We start from the raw sequence: 19285 nt of genomic DNA, 5'->3' as shown, positions 1-19285 counted from the left end.
GTCAGTTCATTGACTCAATTAACGTTAATTCAGTCAGTTCATTGACTGAATTAACGTTTTTTACTATATTTGGCTAGATGGAAAGTCAAATTATTAGATCTTTACAGTCAATTATTCTCGACAAGATTGGGAAGAATAAAGTAATCCTGATCTTTGGTACCAGAAGAGTAGGGAAAACCTGGCTTGTAGAAAATATCATCAAAGATGCTAACATCGACTATCTATCCTTAAATGGAGAAGATCAGGATGTACAAACATTATTATCTACACGAACTGCGGCCAACTATAAAAGAGTTTTAGGAAGTGCCAAATTACTTGTGATTGATGAAGCTCAGGTAATCCCAGAAATTGGAAAAATATTAAAGTTGCTGATTGATACTTTCAAAGACCTGACCATCATTGCAAGTGGATCATCTACTTTTGATCTTTCGAACCAAACAGGGGAACCGTTAACCGGAAGAAGTTTAACCTATTATCTTTATCCTATAGCCCAGGTTGAATTGGACAAACAGGAAAATGCTTTACAAACTGCGCAGAACCTCGAAGAACGCTTAATTTTTGGATCGTACCCAGAATTATTCTATTTAAGTTCTTTGCCTGAAAAATCACAATATTTAACAGAACTGGTTAAATCATACCTGTTAAAAGACATTCTGATGTACGAAAACATCCAGAACAGCACAAAATTACTGGAGTTACTAAAACTTATCGCCTACCAAGTAGGCTCAGAAGTTTCTATAGATGAAATTTCGCGCACCTTGGGTATCAGTAAAAACACGGTAGACCGTTATCTCGATTTACTTTCAAAGGTTTTCATCATCTATAAAGTTGGTGGATATAGTAATAACTTACGTAAAGAAATTACAAAATCTTCTAAATGGTATTTTTACGATAATGGGATCCGAAATGCGATCGTTAATGATTTTAGACTTTTAGCCTTGCGGAATGATCAGGGTCTTTTATGGGAAAATTATTGCTTTAGTGAACGCATTAAAAAAATGGAATATGAACAGCAAAACGCCGCCCATTACTTTTGGAGAACATACGATCAACAGGAAATTGACCTTATAGAAGTTGAAAATGGAAAAATTTTAGCTGCCGATTTTAAATGGGGCAATCAAAAAAAGAAAATCCCCGGATTTTTTGCTAAAAATTACCCACAAGCCACGTTCGCTGTAATTAACAAAGAAAATTATTTAGATTTTATATTATAATGTTAGACCCCACCTTGCTGCTCGATTTAGTAAAAATGCAAATGCCTTATGGAAAATATAAAGGTTATCTGATCTGCAATATCCCTGAAAGTTATTTGCTTTGGTATAAGGATAAAGGCTTCCCCAAGGGTAAATTAGGCGACTTAATGGCTACTATGTTCGAAATACGGGTAAATGGTTTGGAATATCTTTTAACACCGTTGAAAAATGGGCAGCGGTAAAAACAACTTCAAGGGTATTCTACTAAAGTGATCGTCCTCCTGAACTTGTTTCAGGATCTAACCTGCCATAAATAAGTGCAAACATCCCGAGCGATTGTCATCCTAAGCGAAGCCGAAGGATCTAACATGATTTATTATCTTAAAAAGTTATAGCTGTCACCGAATAGATCTCTCCATTGCGCTGCGCTTCAGTCGAGATGACGATTTTCATATAAACGTCCCGCAGATCAAAATGATTTCGCAGAAAAAATATACGGCTATTCCCATAATCTGCGGGAAACAAATTTATATCTCACAACCATTTTCGTCACAAACCGCATCATTATTTTTATTTAACGAGGTTATTGTGACCTTAGGTTGAGCTTCTTTCCATTCGGTAAAACTTTGGGTAAGTGCATCGGTAAAAGCCTGAACAGGTTGAGCCCCCGAAACACCATATTTGCGGTCCATCACAAAATAAGGAACCCCTCTGATGCCTAAATTCTGACTTTCATAAATATCATAACGAACGGCTTCAGCAAATTGATCGCTTTGTAAAACAGCTTCTGCCTCAGCCTTATCTAGACCTATTTCTACGGCAAGATCAATCAAAACAGCAGTTTCGCCAATATTTTTACTGTTTACAAAATGGGCTTCGAATAACTTTTCTTCTGCTAAATCCTGAAGGTTATGTTTTGCCGCCAAATGGATCAAACGGTGAGCATTAAAGGTATTGGCGGGGATATTGGCATCAAAATCAATAGTTAAACCTGCATTTGCAGCCATATCAACAACTTGTTTTGTCATCTGTTTGGCTTGCTCAATAGGCATTCCTTTACTACGCGAAAGGTAATCGTATACCGTTTCGTTATTGGTATTGTGGTACTCAGGGTTGAGCTGATAACTCTTCCAATCCACTTCAATTTCGTTTTTGAAAGGCAATTTTTCTATCGCCTGTTCAAAATGTCTTTTTCCGATATAGCAAAACGGACACATTACGTCCGACCAGATTTCTACTTTCATAACACAAAATTAAGTCGATTTTAATTGGCTATAGTAAGGCCAAAGTAAAAAGCCACTATCGTTCAGGATAGTGGCTTTATATTAATTTAGAACTGTCATCCTGTCCAAAGGACTCCTACGGAGAGCCTGTCGAAGTACCTACATAAATGCGTTTTTCAGCGTTTCGACAGGCTCAACATGACAAACTCGGTTTTAATTACTTATACAGCTGATTAAATATCAGTTTAAAAGTACCATGCGTTTGCGCTCTAAAAGCAATTTCCGGCCCAAAGGCAAGCAATTTACCCTTACCAACCCTTGCTTCAAAAGCGGTTACGCCATCTTGCAAATAAGCCTGGCCCCATGCCCAGCCACTGCGTAGCGGTGTGGCATTTTCAAACCACATTAAAGGTTTAATCTTTCCAGAAGCAATGGCATCTCCTGTGAGCTTAAAAACAGGACTATTATCGAAATAAACATCGGCTTCTTTCTCCATCCCCCAATTTGTTGGCAAGCTGGTATCTACACCAACATTCAAAACACTTCCCGGAACATAATATTTTTCAGCAGGTAACCGCTTTTCCTCTCCGTTTACGATTTCTACCATTGCATTACGCACAGGAAGTTTTAAATGATAGGCTAAATTAGTACTGCTACCAATGGTTACAATATTGCCACCTGCTTCTAAGAATTTCTTTAACTCTGGAATCGATTTATCTGCCGTAATCCTACCTAAACGATTTCTAAACTCCTGCGGAATTTCTTCTGCTTTTGGCCCAAAAGACCTGTTTCCAAACCCTCCTCCTTGTACCGATGGTATGGCACCGCCCACAAAAACAATTACATCGTATTTAGATTTTAAGTTCCCGGCATCTATATCCTGTGGATAAATTACAGTTGCGTTATAATGGTATTGCTCCATTAAAAATCGCACCCACCCTGAGGCCATAGAACCTCCATAGGTATCCCAAAGGGCAATTCTTCCGGCAGAGATTTTAATTTTATCTTTTGGTGCAGCAGCACTTTTCAGTTTGATGTTTGCTTTTTCTAATATTGATTTCCCCGCTGATGAAACATAAAAATCGCCATTTTCAGTCGACCGGTAAACTTCAATTTTATTTTTCAAAAGGTCGTTCACCGCAGTATAGGAATCATTTTGTGCTGCGCTTAACATATAGCTCGATCCACCTGGTAATTTATGATCAGATTTTAATAATTGTCCATAAGGGTTTTTCTCAAAAGGACCAGAAAAATCGTCGAGAATCCGATCAAATTTAACATCCATTAAATACGCTAATGTCCATCCAGCCGCATCGTACGGTGGAATGGGAGCACCTCCTTCGTATTTAAAATCATTTGGGTGATCTTGAGGCTCGAACATATCTAAAACATGCGGACGAAAAGCCTGATCGGTTTTTACGATATAACTTCCCGCAGGATAATTTTTTCCTGCAACGGCAAATGAAGCGGTTGCTTTTTGAATCACAATACCTGTTCTGATCAAGGCGTTTAAAAATTTAACGGCAGAATTAAAATCCGGCTGATCGGCGCTTAAAATATATCCACGCGGATCTCTGTTTACAGGAGCCTTCATCACCGTATCAAAAGCTTTCATGCTAAGCTGACGCCGGGAGCCAAAATCAGCATCGCCTCCAGCAATCGGGCCACCTTTTTCACCTTTTGCCGCATTATTAATGGCTTCTATTTTTTTAGGAGAAAAAGACCAGGTATCTTTTTTACCACGTTCTATCGAATTTCTACCCATCTGGTAAATGTTGTACAACAATTCGTCACGATAGCGTTGCGCATAATTTAAAACGGCATAGTTTAACGATACCGAATAGTCGATAGAGTTTTTAAAGTACCATTTCCTTGGGGTAATCGGATTTGGCGAATCGCCGTTCGGCAATAATCTCGAAGGAACTAAGGGAATTTCAGAAGGTGTAGGGTTTCCGATAATTTCGGTCAAGAGCCCAATCATGTTATGAAAATAAGTCGTGGTTCTCAATCCGCCATTGTACCAGGTAGAATAAACCGATCCTCCTCGTTGGGTATAACCAGGTTTGTTTTCTACATTCATCCGGTTGTGCATGGCCGCGCCAACGGCATCTAAACTGGTTAACAGCGTTGGGTCGAAAACATAATTGAATGGATCGCGGTAGGGTGGACCTGCAACAACGGTTCCTGCCGGACCAGCCTGGTGGTGGTTGTACATAATCTGTGGAATCCATTCTACAAAAAGCTGGCGGCCGATATTCTGCGTTTCTTTAAGGTTTAACATAAAGAAATCGCGGTTGTTATCATGACCTGCGTACTTTTCGTACAAAACAGGCAAACCTGAGGTTATTCTTTTTTTGGGGTCTTTCTCTCTCATGTACCAATTGCTCACCAATTCTTGTCCATCAGGGTTGGCATGGGTAAACAAAATGATTACGTTATCCAAAATACGCAGGGTTTCAGGGTCTTTTCTAGAGGCAAACTCATAAGCAGTTTCGATCAGCTGATGCGCACCCACCACCTCGTTGGCATGCAAGCCACCATCTATCCAAACTACTGCTTTACCTTCCTGGGCTAATGCTTTTGCCTGCTCAGGTGTAATTTCTGCATGCGCCAGCTGTTGCGAAATTTCCTTGTAACGCTCTAATTTCTTGAGGTTTTCTGGTGAAGAAACAATCAACATATATTGACTTCTACCTTCTTCGGTTTTGCCAATATCAACTAGTTTAATGCGGTCAGAACTTGCCGCGAGTTTCTTAAAATAAGCTTCTGTTTGGGTATAATTGGCCAATTGATAATCGTCACCGATGTCAAAACCAAAATGCGATTTTGGCGTTGGCACTTCCTGCGCCAGCACCGCACAGCTATTTACCATTAAAAAAGCAATACAGAGCCTTTTAAAGTAGATTTTTATCATAATAAGGGTGTTTAGTTAGGTAATCAAATATAATAGAGAATAGACTCCAAAAGCAGCTTGCTGTAAATTTGTTACAAGTTTTAAATCCTAATCCATACATTTGCCCTGATGTAAGTTCTTAACTTTATTTTTCATCAACCGATACAGGTTCCCGGAATTACACCGGGATTAATAGGGAATCGTGTGCAAATCACGAGCTGTCGCGCAACTGTAAATTCTGTCTTTAAAAGGACAACGGTCTTATCATTCATGCCACTGTGCCGTTTACCGGTATGGGAAGGCGATAAGACCGGGAATAAGTCAGGAGACCTGCCTATATTGAATTGACGGTGCTTTCGCGTTATAAAGTAATTGGTCAGGTCTGATTGTACACCATAAAATTAACCATTTTATATGCTTGCTTTAAGCTTTTTGCTGATGAGTAGGCTGTGTGCGCGCTAACCTTTCCTTTTTTATTTCTAACAAAAAAACATTACAAAATATTGCTTTAAGGGCTTTTAAACGATTTATTTACTTAATCTTTAAAAGAGATGCTAACGCAAAATCTGGGCTATCCGCGAATAGGTAGCCAAAGGGAATTAAAGAAAATCTGCGAAAATTACTGGGCAGATAAAACTGGGTACAAAAATGTACTTCAGGTGGGAAAAAACATTCGCCACGAAAACTGGAACCTTCAAAAAGAAGCCGGAATTGATATCATTCCTTCGAACGACTTTTCTTTTTACGATCATGTGCTCGATCATTCTTTAACTTTTGGCGCGATCCCGAAAAGGTACAACGAAGTGATCCTGAAAAAAGGAAATTCAGAGCTTGATCTCTATTTTGCTATGGCACGAGGTTATCAAAAAGAAGGATTGGATGTGGTAGCGATGGAAATGACCAAATGGTTCGATACCAATTACCATTATATCGTTCCTGAGTTTTACAAAGACCAGCCTTTTAAACTTTTCTCTACAAAAATTATCGATGAGTTTTACGAGGCAAAACAATTGGGCATCACCACCAAACCTGTTTTAATCGGCCCTGTTTCTTACCTTTTATTGGGAAAAGAAAAGGAAGCTGGCTTTGAAAAAATCGATCTGATCAAAAATCTCCTTCCGGTTTATATCGAGATATTATCCCGCTTAGATGCTTTGGATGTAGAATATGTTCAGTTTGATGAACCTTTTTTGACTTTAGACCTTACCGAAAAAGACAAAAAAACTTACGAATATGCCTATAAAGAGATCAGAAAAGCTTTTCCCAGGTTAAAAATTGTTTTGGCTACTTATTTTGAGGGCTTGGGCAATAATTTAGCGCTAACTACATCACTCCCGGTAAATGTTTTACATATCGACCTGGTCCGTGCTGAAGGTCAATTAGCGGATGTTTTAGCTTTGCTAAAAGAAGGTACCATCCTTTCGTTAGGTTTGGTAGACGGAAGAAACATCTGGAAAAATGATTTCGAGAAATCTGCTTCAATCATTAATCAAGCTGTAGAAAAAAGAGGCTTCGATAAGGTGTGGATCGCTCCATCTTGTTCCCTAATCCACTCACCGGTAGATTTAGACAATGAAACCAATGCACAAAACCTTTCGGCCGAAATTAAACAGTGGCTGGCCTATGCGAAACAAAAAATTGCAGAGGTAGCTACCTTAAAAAAACTGATCACCAACGAAAGCCCTGCATCTACCCTGCAAAAACTTGAGGAAAATAAGATCGCGATTGCTAACCGTAAAATTTCTAAAATCATCCACAATCCTGAAGTTAAACAACGTGTTTTAGGATTAAAAGAGCAGGATGCAGAACGTTTAAGTCCTTTTTCGAGCAGAAAAATTAAACAACAGGAACTCAATCTGCCAAGTTACGCTACTACAACCATCGGGTCGTTTCCGCAAACGGCAGAGGTAAGAAGCTGGAGAGCAAAGCTTAAAAATGGAACTTTTACAGTTGAAGAATATGATGATCTTATTGCGAAAGAAACCGCAAAAGCCGTAAACTGGCAGGAAGAAATCGATCTGGATGTTTTGGTTCATGGCGAATTTGAGCGTAACGATATGGTTGAATACTTCGGTGAGCAGCTAGATGGTTTTGCTTTCTCCAAAAATGGCTGGGTACAGAGTTATGGCTCACGCTGTGTAAAACCACCGATCATTTTTGGTGATGTTTCGCGTCCGAAACCCATGACGGTAAAATGGACGGCCTATGCACAGTCGCTTACTTCGAAATATATGAAAGGTATGCTCACAGGTCCTGTAACCATCTTACAATGGTCGTTTGTACGTAATGATCAACCAAGGTCAGAAACCTGTACTCAAATTGCCCTGGCCATCCGCGATGAGGTTTGCGACCTGGAAAATGCAGGCATAAAAATCATTCAGATTGATGAGCCAGCCATTAGAGAAGGTTTACCATTGCGCAAAGCTGATTGGCAAAACTATTTAAACTGGGCGGTTAAAGCCTTTAAAATTTCGGCGAGCGGTGTGAAAGATGATACGCAGATCCACACGCACATGTGTTACTCGGAATTTAACGATATCATCCAAAACATTGCCGATATGGATGCCGACGTAATCACCATCGAAACCTCACGTTCGCAAATGGAATTATTAGACGCATTTGCCGATTTTAAATATCCAAACGAAATTGGCCCAGGTGTATACGATATTCACTCTCCAAGGGTTCCGAAGAGGGAAGAAATGGTTCAGTTGCTCAAAAAAGCAAAGGCTGTTATTCCCTCCGGGCAACTCTGGGTTAACCCCGATTGTGGTTTAAAAACCCGCGGCTGGGACGAAACTAAAAAGGCCTTAATAGAAATGGTTGAAGCCGCTAAAGAAATGCGTAAAACCGAAGCGGTACTTGCTGCAGACCTTCAGGTGAATTAATTCTATTTTGCCACGGAGATAGGGGAGCAAAGCATTTTTACTAAACCCTATCATAGTGACCAACCTTTTACTTTGGCAATTTTCTACTAAAAATAACTAGAAAGTTGCCAAAGCTTTTTACAGCACCTATATTTAACCCATGACCCTAGAAGAAAGAATAGAAAATTCTAAAACCAGCATTTTTAAAGCCGTTTTCCCAAATACAACAAACCATTACGATACCCTTTTCGGCGGAACAGCTATGCATTTAATGGACGAAGTTGCTTTTATTACTGCAACCCGTTTTAGCCGTCAGATTATGGTTACCGTAAGCAGCGACAGGATAGATTTTAAAAAACCGATCCCAGCAGGTACAATCGTAGAGCTTATCGGTAAGGTAAACCATGTGGGCAATACCAGTTTAAAGGTTAATGTAGAAATTTATATCGAACAGATGTATGCCGAAGGAAGAGAATTGGCCGTTCATGGCGATTTTACTTTTGTGGCCATTGATGAAAATAAAAAGCCAGTTCAGGTAATTAAATAATCTATAAGCTTTGGCCAAAAAGATGTAAAAATCATAATGCCTAAATTTTTAAATTTGATTATGGAACAGCAACTTTCTGAAGAAGATTTAAAAAATATTGCCAGGCAACTGGCTTGTCCTGAAGGCGAACACGGCATTAAAACAGGTGAAATGATGCATGCCAATAATATCGGCATGACTACTTCTGCAATTGAGGCATTAAACCTTCAAAGCGATGAAACTGTTTTGGAAATCGGTCATGGTAACGGCGGGCATATTGCCCACTTATTATCACAAGCCGAAAACCTCCATTATTTCGGTGCTGATATTTCTGCAACCATTATTGCCGAGGCTGAAAAGATCAATCAGGATTTCATAACAAAAGGAAAGGTTTACTTTCAGCTAACGGATGGCATTACATTGCCCTTTGAGAATGATCGGTTTGATAAAATTTTTACGGTTAATACGATCTACTTTTGGACAAATCCAAGTGAATACCTCAACGAAATTAAGCGAACACTAAAACCTGACGGCACTTTGGCTATATGTTTTGCTGATAAAAAATTCATGAAGAATCTACCTTTTACACCTTACGGCTTTACACTTTATGAGGTAGAAACAGTAAAAGAACTGTTAGAAAAAGCGGGACTTACCATTAAAAATACGCTTCAAAAATTAGAGCAGGTACAAAATAAAACCGGTGAAAAGATAGAAAGAGAATATTACGTTATAACGGCTACTGCATAATCATAGTCCTCGTTTTTAACGAGGATTAGGGAGAATAGCGATTGTATTGCTTATGAGTATGATCTGCTTTAAGATTCCCGCATGCGCGAGAATGATGCCAATGCAGAGACCTCGTTGGCTTAATACAAAATCAAATACAGATAGGCATAAACCACAGGAGCAGAAAGCAACAAGCCATCAAAACGATCTAACAAACCACCATGCCCTGGTAATAAGCCACCACTATCTTTCGTATCCAAACTGCGTTTAAGCATCGATTCTACTAAATCGCCCAACGTACCAAAACTAGCAATCAATACAGCCATACCGATCCAAACCCAAGCTGGACTTTCGGTAAACAGAAATGATAAGCCAAAAGCGACCAAAACGCTGGTGAACATGCCTCCAAAAAATCCTTCCCAGCTTTTCTTTGGAGAATGGCGTTCGAACAATTTACGTTTACCGTATTTTACACCAAAAAGGTAAGCGCCTGTATCGTTTGCCCAAAGCATCAGCAAAAATGCCAGAGGAAAATGAAAGTTATATTCGTTCCAGTTTTTCAAAAAGCCCAGGGCATGAAAAAAACAGAAAGGGATGGTTACATAAACAAAGCCAACAAAAGTGTACGATATGTTGGCGAATGGAATTTTGTTCTTTTTGTATAACTCCGTAATAAAAACCGAGAAAATTAGCGGGATACAAAGCAACAGGTACTTCACATCGTATTTGAGGTAATGTAAGCCCGCTGCCATCAAAAATATTAATGAACCGGCTGCCAAACCAATATTTCGGTGTGGCCTGATGCCAGAATTTTTAATCAGCTTGTAAAATTCAAACAAAGCCAAAACACTTAAAACAAGATAAAAAATGGTAAAAGTGTAGCTCCCCAGAAGGATAGAGCCAAGCATTACGATGGTAAAAAAGAAAGCGGTTATTGCCCTGGTTTTCATTTAAGGAAAGAGGTAAAAGAGTGTAAAGTTTAAGGTCATCATCACTATTCAATTTCGTTTTCAACGATGTATTCTATGGCTTTATCGAAATCTACCTTATTCACCAAAACATTTATTTCGCCAATATTATATGCCGAGAGCTGTTTATTTATCGTTACTGCCGGAATTCCGGCTTCTGTTAATCCCTGTTTTAATACCTCGGCCGCAAAGGCATCGCTGGTGGTATATACTTTAACCCAATTTTCGCTCACGTGTTGCGCTATCTTTAAAAATTTTAAACAAAGCTATAGTAATTATTGCACTAATTAAATAGCCATACCATGGAAAACCGATCGGTTCATCTGCTTTATCAAGTGGCATATGGTGTTTTTGCATATAAAAAGCTGCACAAACCGCATAGGCGTTGTTTATAAAGTGCGCCAGCATGGCATACCAGATGCTTCCGCTATAATAATATAGGTAGCCAAAACCCGCACCCAATAACATACGAGGCACGAAACCATAAAACTGCACATGGATGGCACTGAAAATTATGGCCGATAACCAAATAGCTAGATGTGGATTCTCAAAAGCCCTGTTTAACGATCGTTGCACACCACCACGAAACATTAATTCTTCGCCAATTGCAGGTATAACAGCAATCATAACGAGGTTTACAATGAAATCGAAGTTACTGCGCACAGTAATCAATTGAATGGTCATTTTCATTGCAATAGCCTCCTTTTCCTTCATCCACTGTTCTATCTTATGCAAAAAATCAGGCAAAACCATTTTTTGGTTCCATATCACTGTCCATTCCATAAATGGCATACTCAATATCATAATGGCCAGAACAAGCACAACTAGCAAGAATTTGGGTTGCTTGAAAAGATAAAATTCTGTTACTTTTTTCCTTTCTGTTAAGGCCAGGGCAATTGGAGGTAAAATAAATGTTCCGATCGAACTTAATATTTGTATCACTTTAAAACCAGCAATATACTTAGTATCACCAGCTAAAAGCATATCCAAATTACTTACTATTCCTAAGCCATACATCAGTAAAACAATGACAATAGCCAGAATACCAAACACAAGTCCGCCCGTAACTGCGTAAAATAAAAGTAAAAGTAATTGTAAGAAAGGATTGATTTCCTCCTTGTTAGGTGTTACAAAATTCATTATTTGTACCTTTGTATGTTTTATTAATCGTTGAAGATAGAAAATGTCTGTTAAGATAGGAAATATAGATTTAGGTGAGTTCCCGTTATTACTGGCTCCAATGGAGGACGTGAGCGATCCGCCGTTCCGTTATGTATGCAAAAAAAACGGGGCTGATATGATGTACACCGAATTTATTTCTTCGGAAGGTTTGATCCGCGATGCTGCAAAAAGCAGACAAAAGCTTGATATTTTCGAATATGAAAGGCCAATTGGTATCCAGATTTTTGGTGGCGATATCGATCATATGCGTGAAGCCTCAGAAATTGCCTCTGCAGCAGGACCTGATCTGGTTGACATCAATTATGGCTGTCCGGTTAAAAACGTTGTGTGTAAAGGTGCGGGTTCTAGCCTTTTACAGGATATCGATAAAATGGTAAAAATGACAGAGGCCGTAGTTAAAGCTTCACATTTGCCTGTTACCGTTAAAACCCGCCTTGGTTGGGATGATAACACCAAAAATGTTTATGAAGTGGCCGAGCGGCTTCAGGATGTAGGCATTCAGGCACTTACCATTCATGGCAGAACAAGAGCGCAGTTATATAAAGGCGAAGCAGATTGGTCGCTTATCCGCGAGATTAAACGCAATCCACGTATCAAAATACCGATTTTTGGTAATGGTGATGTAGATAGCCCTGAAAAAGCAGCAGCCTGGCGTATGGAATATGAGATAGATGGCATTATGATCGGTCGTGCGGCAATCGGTTACCCATGGATTTTCCGCGAGATAAAACACTTTTTTAAAACTGGTGAACATCTTGCCGGACCAACTATTGAAGAGCGTATTGAAGTTTGCCGTACACACTTAGATAAATCGTTAGAATGGAAAGGCCCTAAAACCGGGATTTTCGAAATGCGCCGCCATTATGCAAATTATTTTAAAGGTCTGCCAGATTTTAAACCTTACCGCATGCGTTTGGTGGCCGAGCCAGATATCAACAACATTTACAGCATTTTAGAAGAAGTGGCAGAAAAATTTGCCGACTACGATGCCACTAAGGTACTGGCTTGATTTTTGAAAGGTTTTTTTATACATTCGTAAATATCATGGTTACAGCTATTACAGACGGAGTTAAAGTTTCAGTTGAGACAGTTTACCAGCCAGAATATTCAAATCCGGCGAACGAACATTATATGTTCGCTTATCGTGTAGAAATTTCTAATCTTTCTGATTATGCTGTGCAATTAATGCGCCGCCAATGGTTTATTTTCGATTCGAACAGTAGCCGAAGAGAGGTAGAAGGTGAGGGCGTTGTTGGTTTACAGCCCATTATCCAGCCAGGCGAAACACACGTATATGTTTCAGGCTGTAATCTAAAAACCGATATGGGCAGCATGAAAGGTGCCTATTTAATGAAACGTGATATAGATGGATCTGAATTCGAGGTTGATATTCCAGAGTTTCAATTGGTTGCTCCTTATAAACTGAATTAATTTTTCCTTATTGTTTTCACCCTGAGCGAGCCTGCACTGAGCGAAGTCGAATTGAGGGGTAAAACCAAGATTCTTTTTTAGAAAAGCAATTTCAGCATTTCATTTTAATGTTTGTCCAACTTTTTGGGGGCAGTCCAGTCCAACGCTGTGGGCTTTTCACATCAATCAGGTTTAAACCATAGTGATACTGCAATTATTAAAGGGTTAACAGCATTCGCAAATCATATTTTCTGTTCCCAGCAACCCCACATAGCACAACTAACCTCGCCACCTAAACCCGATCAAAGCGGGATGCCGATATTTCCATCGGCAGAAGCGGGAGCGGGACCGAAGCCTACCGAAGCACCACAAACCTGCTTTCCAAAACTGGATATATCCTGTCACTAAAAAACTTAATACCTATGTTTGATTAATATATTTTACATATATCAATCTGCTAAAAAGACCCTGAGATGAATCCAAGGTGACGGCAAACCAAAAACGGCCAGGATTACCCGGCCGTTCTGTGCTTTTCATAATTAGATATCTCTTTTAATCTCTGCTTCTTCCAAAAAGCATTGATGCGTAATACAATAAATTGGCTAATGCACCAACAGCTGCTACCACATAGGTCATGGCTGCCCACCAAAGTGCATCTTTAGCCTGCGCATTTTCTTCTTGTGTTTGCATTACACCGTTATTATTTTTTAGCCAGGTCAATGCGCGGTTACTGGCATCAAATTCGACTGGTAGGGTAATGATACTAAATATGGTTACAAGCGCTAAACCTACTACGCCAATAGCCAAAACAACTGGATTTCCAGTAAAGCCTATTAACAATACACCAATTAATAATACCCACTGTAAAAGATTAGATGAAATACTTACCACCGGAACCATACTGCTTCTTAACTGTAACCAGTTATACGATTTCGCCTGTTGTACGGCATGTCCACATTCGTGGGCCGCTACAGCCGCGGCAGCTACACTTCGGCTATAATATACATCTGTACTTAAATTAACGGTTTTATCTGATGGATTGTAATGATCTGTTAGTTGTCCTTCGGTACTCATCACCTTCACATCGTATATCCCATTATCATGTAGCATTCTTTCTGCCACCTCTTTGCCCGATAAACCAGAGCTAAGTTGCATTTCGGCATACTTAGAAAACTTATTTCTAAATCGCCATTGTACAAACATGCTCAGCAATAATACCGGGATGATTAATATTAAATAAACTCCCATTTTCTTCTGTATGTTTTTCGTTTAACATATATCAAAAAGCGTTCCCATATTATTTGACTGTTAAAAAATAGTACATTTATACTATGCCACCAGCGTTTTCATATTGGGAGAAGGAGTCGTTTTTTACTTACGATACCATTGTTATCGGTAGTGGAATTGTGGGTTTAAATGCTGCCATCCGACTTAAAAAAACTGCTCCAACTTTAAAAATTGCCATACTTGAAAGGGGCTTTTTACCAACAGGCGCCAGCACCAAAAATGCGGGTTTTGCATGCTTCGGTAGCATTTCTGAACTCATTGAGCAAGAAGAATGTGCCGGTTTAGAAGGCTTGGCACTTCTTATAGAAAAACGCTGGAAGGGCCTACTCAAACTTCGTAATTTATTAGGCGATAAAACCATTGATTACCAATGTTTAGGCGGCTACGAATTATTTAAAAATGATGACATTTTTCTGGCCGACACATGTGTATCCAAAATTGAACATTATAACCGTCTCATTAACGATGTTGTTGGCCCCAAGGCCTTTGGCCTTGCCAATAAGAAAATTACTTCCTTTGGTTTTAAAGGCATCAACACCTTAATCGAAAACCGATACGAAGCACAGATTGATAGCGGTAAAATGATGTTTGCTTTAATTCAATATGCGCAAAAACTCGGCATTAACATATTTAATAACTGTATAGTAGATCAGATTCAGGAAGAAAACAAGCGTACGCAATTGATAACCAAAAATGGAAGTTTTTTCTGTAAACGGCTAATTGTAACCACCAATGCTTTTGTAAAAGACTTATTGCCTGATGTTGATATTAGTCCTGGCCGTGGCCAGGTTTTAATTACCAAACCCATTAAAGAGCTAAAAATAACAGGCACCTTCCACTACGATAAAGGTTATTATTATTTCAGAAATATAAATAATAGAATTTTGCTGGGTGGTGGTAGAAACATCGATTTTAAAGCCGAAGAGACCACCAAATTTGGCCAAACTGAACCAGTCCAGCTGGCGTTGGAAGGTTTATTAAAAAATGTAATCCTCCCTAAAGTCAATTATGAAATAGATTACCGCTGGAGTGGTATTATGGCTTTTGGAAAAACTTTGGAACCACTTATAGAAGAGATTAAGCCAAATATCTTTTGCGCTACCAGGTGTAATGGCATGGGTATAGCAATTGGTGCACAAACAGGAGAAGATGTGGCAGAGATGTTGTTGAAGCGTCTATAATTTTTAAACGCAGAGTTCACTGAGTTGGTTTTAATTTAAAAGATCCTTCTAATGGTTACGTCATCTCGACTGAAGCACAGCGGAACGGAGAGATCTGTAAAATAGATTTCTCGACTTCGTTGCACTCCACTCGAAATGACGATTTGTGGAATAACGCCTCAGTTATTTAAACACAATCGTCTTATTCCCACTTACAAAAACCCGATCTTCAAAAATAAGCTCCAAGGCTTCTAACAATACTTTTTTCTCTATTTCTTTTCCTGCCCGAACCATTTCTTTTACACCAAAATTATGATCTATATGATTGGTATGTTGCGTAATAATCGGGCCTTCATCCAGGTTATCGGTAACAAAATGGGCAGTAGCACCAATAATTTTTACCCCACGTTCAAAAGCCTGGCGATAAGGATTAGCACCTATAAAAGCCGGTAAAAAGGAATGATGGATATTAACGATTTTACCTGCATAATCTTTTACAAAATCAGCTGAAAGGATTCGCATAAATTTAGCCAACACTAAATAGTCTACCTCAAACCGGTTGATAATAGCTTTAACTTCGGCTTCGAATTCATTTTTATCCTTATTGGTATGGTCTACATAGAAATAAGGAATACTCAATTTTTCGGTAAAATCTCTCAGGCTTTCATAATTACCAATTACACACTTAACATTGGCTCCTAAAGTTTTAAACTGGTTTTTGATCAGTATTTCTGCTAAACAGTGGTACTCTTTCGTTACCAAAACCGCGATCTGTTTTTCTTGCTGGGTAATTAAATTTACCTCGGCAGCATTTGGAAGATTTTCTAAAAGTTTTTCCTTTAATTTATCGGCATCCCCTAAATTTCCGGTACAGGCAATGCGGGTAAAAAACGATTTATTGGCTTCATCTACAAACTCGCGCATGGCGATAATATTCAATTGGTGTGCAGCCAGCACGCGGGTAATATTTGTAACTAACCCAACTTGATCGGGACAGGATATCAGGACTGTTAATGCATTCATTTATAAAAAACTAATGCCCAATTATAGAAATTTTTTTCCGTTATATCCCGTTCATATTGACTAAAATTTTTTGGTATATCTATTTTAAATCTCCATTTTTGCTAAAATTTTTATCATTATGGAGATTGCTGGCATTGCTTTACTAATTGTTATTTTAATTGTTTTGGTGCTTTTATTCTTGAAGAAACCCCAGGCTGCTATTTCTATTATTTCGGTGGAAGACTTCGAAAGAACAAAAAGTGAAAATGAATCGTTAAAAATCAGCCTGGCCAAAGCAGACGAACGTGTTTCTAATTTATCTGCCGAAAAAGAGCACATTACTGCGTTACTTAAACAAGAACAGCAGCGCCTAATTGATGAGTTGCAGGCTGAGCGCGACCGGCTTGCCGATGCCAATCGCGAATTGGAAAGTACCAGGTCTTTTTACTTGGCCGAAAAAGAAAAACTTGCCGAACAAAAAGTTAGTTTTGAACAATCGCAAGAGAAGCTGAACAAAGACTTTGAATTAATTGCCAATAAAATACTAGAAGAAAAATCGAGCAAATTTATTGAGCAGAACCGAACTAATTTGGATATCATCTTAAATCCTTTAAAAGAAAATATTAAAGCTTTTGAAGATAAAGTAGAAAAGGTTTACAAAGCCGAATCAGATGAAAGAAATACACTGAAAGGTGTGATTTCTTTATTGATGGACCAGAGCAAACAGATTCAGGAAGATGCCAATAATTTAACAAAAGCTTTAAAAGGCGATAGCAAAAAACAAGGGAATTGGGGAGAGGTGATTCTGGAAAAAGTTTTAGAACGCTCGGGGTTAGTGCGCGATCAGGAATACCGCATTCAAGCTTCGCATACATCCGCCGAAGGCGGTCGCTACCAGCCCGATGTGGTAATCGATCTGCCAGATAACAAACATCTTGTGGTCGACGCTAAGGTATCTTTGGTTGCTTATGAACGTTCTGTATCCGCCGAGACAGATGAAGAGCGTGACGGCTTTATAAAAGCCCATTTAGCCTCAATTAAGAATCACATCCAAGAGCTGTCTTCAAAAAATTACCAGGATTTATATAAAATCAATTCCCCGGATTTTGTTTTGCTATTTGTACCAATAGAATCTTCTTTTAGTATTGCGGTTCAAAAAGATGCTGAACTTTTCAATTTTGCATGGGATAGAAGAGTAGTGATTGTGAGTCCATCAACACTTTTGGCTACTTTACGCACCATTGCCAGCATGTGGAAGCAGGAGCGCCAAAACCGGAATGTAATGGAAATTGCCCGTTTAAGTGGCAGTATGTATGATAAGTTTGTGGGCTTTATTTTGGATATGGAAAATATTGGTAAACATATTAAAAACGGACAGGAAGCTTATGATAAAGCCATCAATAAACTATCTGTAGGATCTGGAAATTTAACCAATACTTCTGAAAAGATTAAAAAATTAGGTGCAAAAACAACCAAACAGATTGATTTAAAATATTTAGAGGATGGTGAGTAAAATTTAAGCTAAAAATTAGTCATTGCGAAGAAGAATGAAGAAGCAATCTTCTTCGCAATGACGATTAGAAAGTAAAGTCATCATCTCGACTGTAGCACAGCGAAATGCCTGCCCGTACAGGTGGGGAGAGATCTACTTATATAGATTTCTCGACTTCGTTTCACTTCGCTCGAAACGACGAAATATTATCTATTTATTAAAAGCATTCCAGCCCTGAGCTTTCAGTTCGTGTACTTTTTCTGATTTAGAAACCATTTTACAACCCGAGTTTTTATCAGTAACATGTCCAATCACAGTAATATCTACATCATGTTTCAGTTTTTTATAATCATCCTGACTAATGGTAAACAACAATTCATAATCTTCGCCACCACTTAATGCACAAACGGTTGGATCTAAACCTAACTCGCGTGCGGTTTCATAAGTCATTGGATCTAAAGGAATTTTCTCCTCGTAAATGGTCATTCCTTTATCTGATTGTTCTGCCAAATGCAAAATTTCGGAAGCTAAACCATCCGAAACATCAATCATCGAAGTTGGTTTTATATTCATTTCATCTAAAAGTGCAATAATATCCATCCTCGCTTCTGGTTTCAATTGTCTTTCGATGATATAATCTTTACCTTCTAAATCTGGTTGGATCTGTGGGTTTTCCAGGTAGATTAATTTCTCTCTTTCTAAAATCTGCAAGCCTAAATAAGCGCCACCCAAATCGCCGGAAACACATAATAAATCATGTTCTTGAGCGCCATTTCTGTACACTACTTTATCAGCATCGGCATAACCTATACTGGTAATACTAATTACCAGGCCTTGCTTGCTTGATGAAGTATCTCCACCAATTAAATCAATGTTATATTTATTGCAAGCCAGTTCGATTCCTTTATAAATTTCTTCAACAGCCTCTAAAGGAAATTTGCTCGACAAACCCAGCGAAACTGTAATCTGACTTGCTTTTCCGTTCATGGCATAAATATCACTTAAATTTACCTGAACAGCTTTGTAACCTAAGTGCATTAAAGGCACATAAGCCAAGTCAAAATGGATTCCTTCCAACAATAAATCAGTCGAAATTAAGGTCTGTTTTCCTTTGGCATCTAAAACAGCAGCATCATCGCCAACACCTTTTACCGAATAATCGTTTTTAATTTTAAAATTAGCGGTTAGGTGTTTAATCAACCCAAATTCGCCTAATTCATTAATATCTGTACGCTCTTTATTTTCAAACATATGCAATAGTTAGGGGCGAAGCCCCAGTTTTTATTTTTAATTATCGTCACGCTGATCCGATAGCTATCGGATTTGTTTCAGCATCTTAACATAAATAAGGCCCTGATC

Annotated in this window: 17 protein-coding genes and 1 riboswitch; of the genes, 9 read left to right on the top strand and 8 right to left on the bottom strand. The window is 38.7% G+C overall.

Features of this window, described 5'->3' with window-relative positions:
- The first annotated feature begins 77 nt into the window (after nt 1–77).
- Nucleotides 78–1214: an ATP-binding protein gene (locus tag J7E57_RS14510; protein WP_215165161.1), complete on the top strand. Its 1137-nt coding sequence runs from the start codon at nt 78–80 to the stop codon at nt 1212–1214.
- Complete coding sequence (locus J7E57_RS14505; RefSeq protein ID WP_215165154.1) at nt 1214–1435, top strand: DUF3820 family protein; 222 nt, start codon at nt 1214–1216, stop codon at nt 1433–1435. The genes J7E57_RS14510 and J7E57_RS14505 overlap by 1 nt, the downstream gene beginning before the upstream one ends.
- A gap of 285 nt (nt 1436–1720) precedes the next feature.
- Here J7E57_RS14505 and J7E57_RS14500 read toward each other — a convergent pair whose 3' ends face one another.
- Together J7E57_RS14500 and J7E57_RS14495 are read right to left on the bottom strand one after the other, a co-directional pair.
- The gene (locus tag J7E57_RS14500) at nt 1721–2437 is read right to left on the bottom strand and encodes a DsbA family protein (protein WP_215165152.1); all 717 of its coding nucleotides are present in this window, start codon (nt 2435–2437) and stop codon (nt 1721–1723) included.
- Between the two features lie 196 nt (nt 2438–2633).
- Nucleotides 2634–5330 carry a M14 metallopeptidase family protein gene (locus J7E57_RS14495; protein ID WP_215165150.1) on the bottom strand — a complete coding sequence of 899 codons (2697 nt, stop codon included), beginning with the start codon at nt 5328–5330 and terminating at the stop codon, nt 2634–2636.
- A gap of 128 nt (nt 5331–5458) precedes the next feature.
- Nucleotides 5459–5662, top strand: a riboswitch (cobalamin riboswitch).
- A gap of 198 nt (nt 5663–5860) precedes the next feature.
- Between J7E57_RS14495 and metE the strand changes: the two genes are divergently transcribed.
- From metE to J7E57_RS14480, 3 genes are all read left to right on the top strand, one after another.
- Nucleotides 5861–8194, top strand: a complete 2334-nt coding sequence (gene metE, locus J7E57_RS14490) for a 5-methyltetrahydropteroyltriglutamate--homocysteine S-methyltransferase (RefSeq protein ID WP_215165149.1) — start codon at nt 5861–5863, stop codon at nt 8192–8194.
- 139 nt (nt 8195–8333) lie between these two features.
- On the top strand, nt 8334–8720 hold the full coding sequence (locus tag J7E57_RS14485) for an acyl-CoA thioesterase (RefSeq protein WP_025141655.1): 387 nt from the start codon (nt 8334–8336) through the stop codon (nt 8718–8720).
- 60 nt (nt 8721–8780) lie between these two features.
- Nucleotides 8781–9446, top strand: coding sequence for a class I SAM-dependent methyltransferase (locus tag J7E57_RS14480; protein WP_215165147.1), 666 nt, complete (start codon nt 8781–8783; stop codon nt 9444–9446).
- 119 nt (nt 9447–9565) lie between these two features.
- On the opposite strand, the gene J7E57_RS14475 is transcribed toward J7E57_RS14480, so the two are convergent.
- Genes J7E57_RS14475 through J7E57_RS14465 form a run of 3 tightly spaced genes read right to left on the bottom strand, consistent with a single transcriptional unit; the run spans nt 9566 to nt 11533 of the window.
- Complete coding sequence (locus tag J7E57_RS14475) at nt 9566–10375, bottom strand: phosphatidate cytidylyltransferase (RefSeq protein WP_215165145.1); 810 nt, start codon at nt 10373–10375, stop codon at nt 9566–9568.
- Nucleotides 10376–10419: 44 nt separating this feature from the next.
- Nucleotides 10420–10626, bottom strand: coding sequence for a putative signal transducing protein (locus J7E57_RS14470; protein WP_029274925.1), 207 nt, complete (start codon nt 10624–10626; stop codon nt 10420–10422).
- Nucleotides 10607–11533 (bottom strand): CPBP family intramembrane glutamic endopeptidase, encoded by a 927-nt coding sequence (locus J7E57_RS14465; RefSeq protein ID WP_215165143.1) that lies wholly within the window; start codon nt 11531–11533, stop codon nt 10607–10609. The genes J7E57_RS14470 and J7E57_RS14465 overlap by 20 nt, the downstream gene beginning before the upstream one ends.
- A gap of 43 nt (nt 11534–11576) precedes the next feature.
- Between J7E57_RS14465 and dusB the strand changes: the two genes are divergently transcribed.
- Both dusB and apaG read left to right on the top strand, forming a co-directional pair.
- The gene (gene dusB / locus J7E57_RS14460; protein ID WP_215165141.1) at nt 11577–12584 is read left to right on the top strand and encodes a tRNA dihydrouridine synthase DusB; all 1008 of its coding nucleotides are present in this window, start codon (nt 11577–11579) and stop codon (nt 12582–12584) included.
- Nucleotides 12585–12619: 35 nt separating this feature from the next.
- On the top strand, nt 12620–13006 hold the full coding sequence (apaG, locus tag J7E57_RS14455) for a Co2+/Mg2+ efflux protein ApaG (RefSeq protein WP_057930994.1): 387 nt from the start codon (nt 12620–12622) through the stop codon (nt 13004–13006).
- A 531-nt stretch (nt 13007–13537) separates the two neighbouring features.
- On the opposite strand, the gene J7E57_RS14450 is transcribed toward apaG, so the two are convergent.
- A complete protein-coding gene (locus J7E57_RS14450; RefSeq protein ID WP_215165139.1) occupies nt 13538–14233 on the bottom strand; it encodes a zinc metallopeptidase in 696 nt (231 codons plus the stop codon).
- Nucleotides 14234–14316: 83 nt separating this feature from the next.
- Here J7E57_RS14450 and J7E57_RS14445 point away from each other — a divergent pair, with 83 nt between their 5' ends.
- Nucleotides 14317–15453 carry an NAD(P)/FAD-dependent oxidoreductase gene (locus J7E57_RS14445; protein ID WP_215165137.1) on the top strand — a complete coding sequence of 379 codons (1137 nt, stop codon included), beginning with the start codon at nt 14317–14319 and terminating at the stop codon, nt 15451–15453.
- A 162-nt stretch (nt 15454–15615) separates the two neighbouring features.
- On the opposite strand, the gene purU is transcribed toward J7E57_RS14445, so the two are convergent.
- Complete coding sequence (gene purU, locus J7E57_RS14440; protein WP_215165135.1) at nt 15616–16455, bottom strand: formyltetrahydrofolate deformylase; 840 nt, start codon at nt 16453–16455, stop codon at nt 15616–15618.
- Between the two features lie 118 nt (nt 16456–16573).
- On the opposite strand from purU, the gene J7E57_RS14435 reads away from it, so the two are divergent.
- Nucleotides 16574–17947: a DNA recombination protein RmuC gene (locus tag J7E57_RS14435; protein WP_215165133.1), complete on the top strand. Its 1374-nt coding sequence runs from the start codon at nt 16574–16576 to the stop codon at nt 17945–17947.
- A 189-nt stretch (nt 17948–18136) separates the two neighbouring features.
- Here J7E57_RS14435 and thiL read toward each other — a convergent pair whose 3' ends face one another.
- Nucleotides 18137–19177, bottom strand: a complete 1041-nt coding sequence (thiL, locus tag J7E57_RS14430; RefSeq protein WP_215165125.1) for a thiamine-phosphate kinase — start codon at nt 19175–19177, stop codon at nt 18137–18139.
- Between the last annotated feature and the right edge of the window lie 108 nt (nt 19178–19285).

The sequence above is a fragment of the Pedobacter sp. ISL-64 genome, assembly GCF_018613605.1.
GTDB lineage: Bacteria > Bacteroidota > Bacteroidia > Sphingobacteriales > Sphingobacteriaceae > Pedobacter.
This window is presented reverse-complemented; position numbering and strand designations above follow the sequence as displayed.

Bases quoted from the DNA above. Each gene is read 5' to 3' on its own strand.
- J7E57_RS14510 (WP_215165161.1), top strand. From the start codon at position 78: ATGGAAAGTCAAATTATTAGATCTTTACAGTCAATTATTCTCGACAAG.
- J7E57_RS14505 (WP_215165154.1), top strand. From the start codon at position 1,214: ATGTTAGACCCCACCTTGCTGCTCGATTTAGTAAAAATGCAAATGCCT.
- J7E57_RS14500 (WP_215165152.1), bottom strand. From the start codon at position 2,437: ATGAAAGTAGAAATCTGGTCGGACGTAATGTGTCCGTTTTGCTATATC.
- J7E57_RS14495 (WP_215165150.1), bottom strand. From the start codon at position 5,330: ATGATAAAAATCTACTTTAAAAGGCTCTGTATTGCTTTTTTAATGGTA.
- metE (WP_215165149.1), top strand. From the start codon at position 5,861: ATGCTAACGCAAAATCTGGGCTATCCGCGAATAGGTAGCCAAAGGGAA.
- J7E57_RS14485 (WP_025141655.1), top strand. From the start codon at position 8,334: ATGACCCTAGAAGAAAGAATAGAAAATTCTAAAACCAGCATTTTTAAA.
- J7E57_RS14480 (WP_215165147.1), top strand. From the start codon at position 8,781: ATGGAACAGCAACTTTCTGAAGAAGATTTAAAAAATATTGCCAGGCAA.
- J7E57_RS14475 (WP_215165145.1), bottom strand. From the start codon at position 10,375: ATGAAAACCAGGGCAATAACCGCTTTCTTTTTTACCATCGTAATGCTT.
- J7E57_RS14465 (WP_215165143.1), bottom strand. From the start codon at position 11,533: ATGAATTTTGTAACACCTAACAAGGAGGAAATCAATCCTTTCTTACAA.
- dusB (WP_215165141.1), top strand. From the start codon at position 11,577: ATGTCTGTTAAGATAGGAAATATAGATTTAGGTGAGTTCCCGTTATTA.
- apaG (WP_057930994.1), top strand. From the start codon at position 12,620: ATGGTTACAGCTATTACAGACGGAGTTAAAGTTTCAGTTGAGACAGTT.
- J7E57_RS14450 (WP_215165139.1), bottom strand. From the start codon at position 14,233: ATGGGAGTTTATTTAATATTAATCATCCCGGTATTATTGCTGAGCATG.
- J7E57_RS14445 (WP_215165137.1), top strand. From the start codon at position 14,317: ATGCCACCAGCGTTTTCATATTGGGAGAAGGAGTCGTTTTTTACTTAC.
- purU (WP_215165135.1), bottom strand. From the start codon at position 16,455: ATGAATGCATTAACAGTCCTGATATCCTGTCCCGATCAAGTTGGGTTA.
- J7E57_RS14435 (WP_215165133.1), top strand. From the start codon at position 16,574: ATGGAGATTGCTGGCATTGCTTTACTAATTGTTATTTTAATTGTTTTG.
- thiL (WP_215165125.1), bottom strand. From the start codon at position 19,177: ATGTTTGAAAATAAAGAGCGTACAGATATTAATGAATTAGGCGAATTT.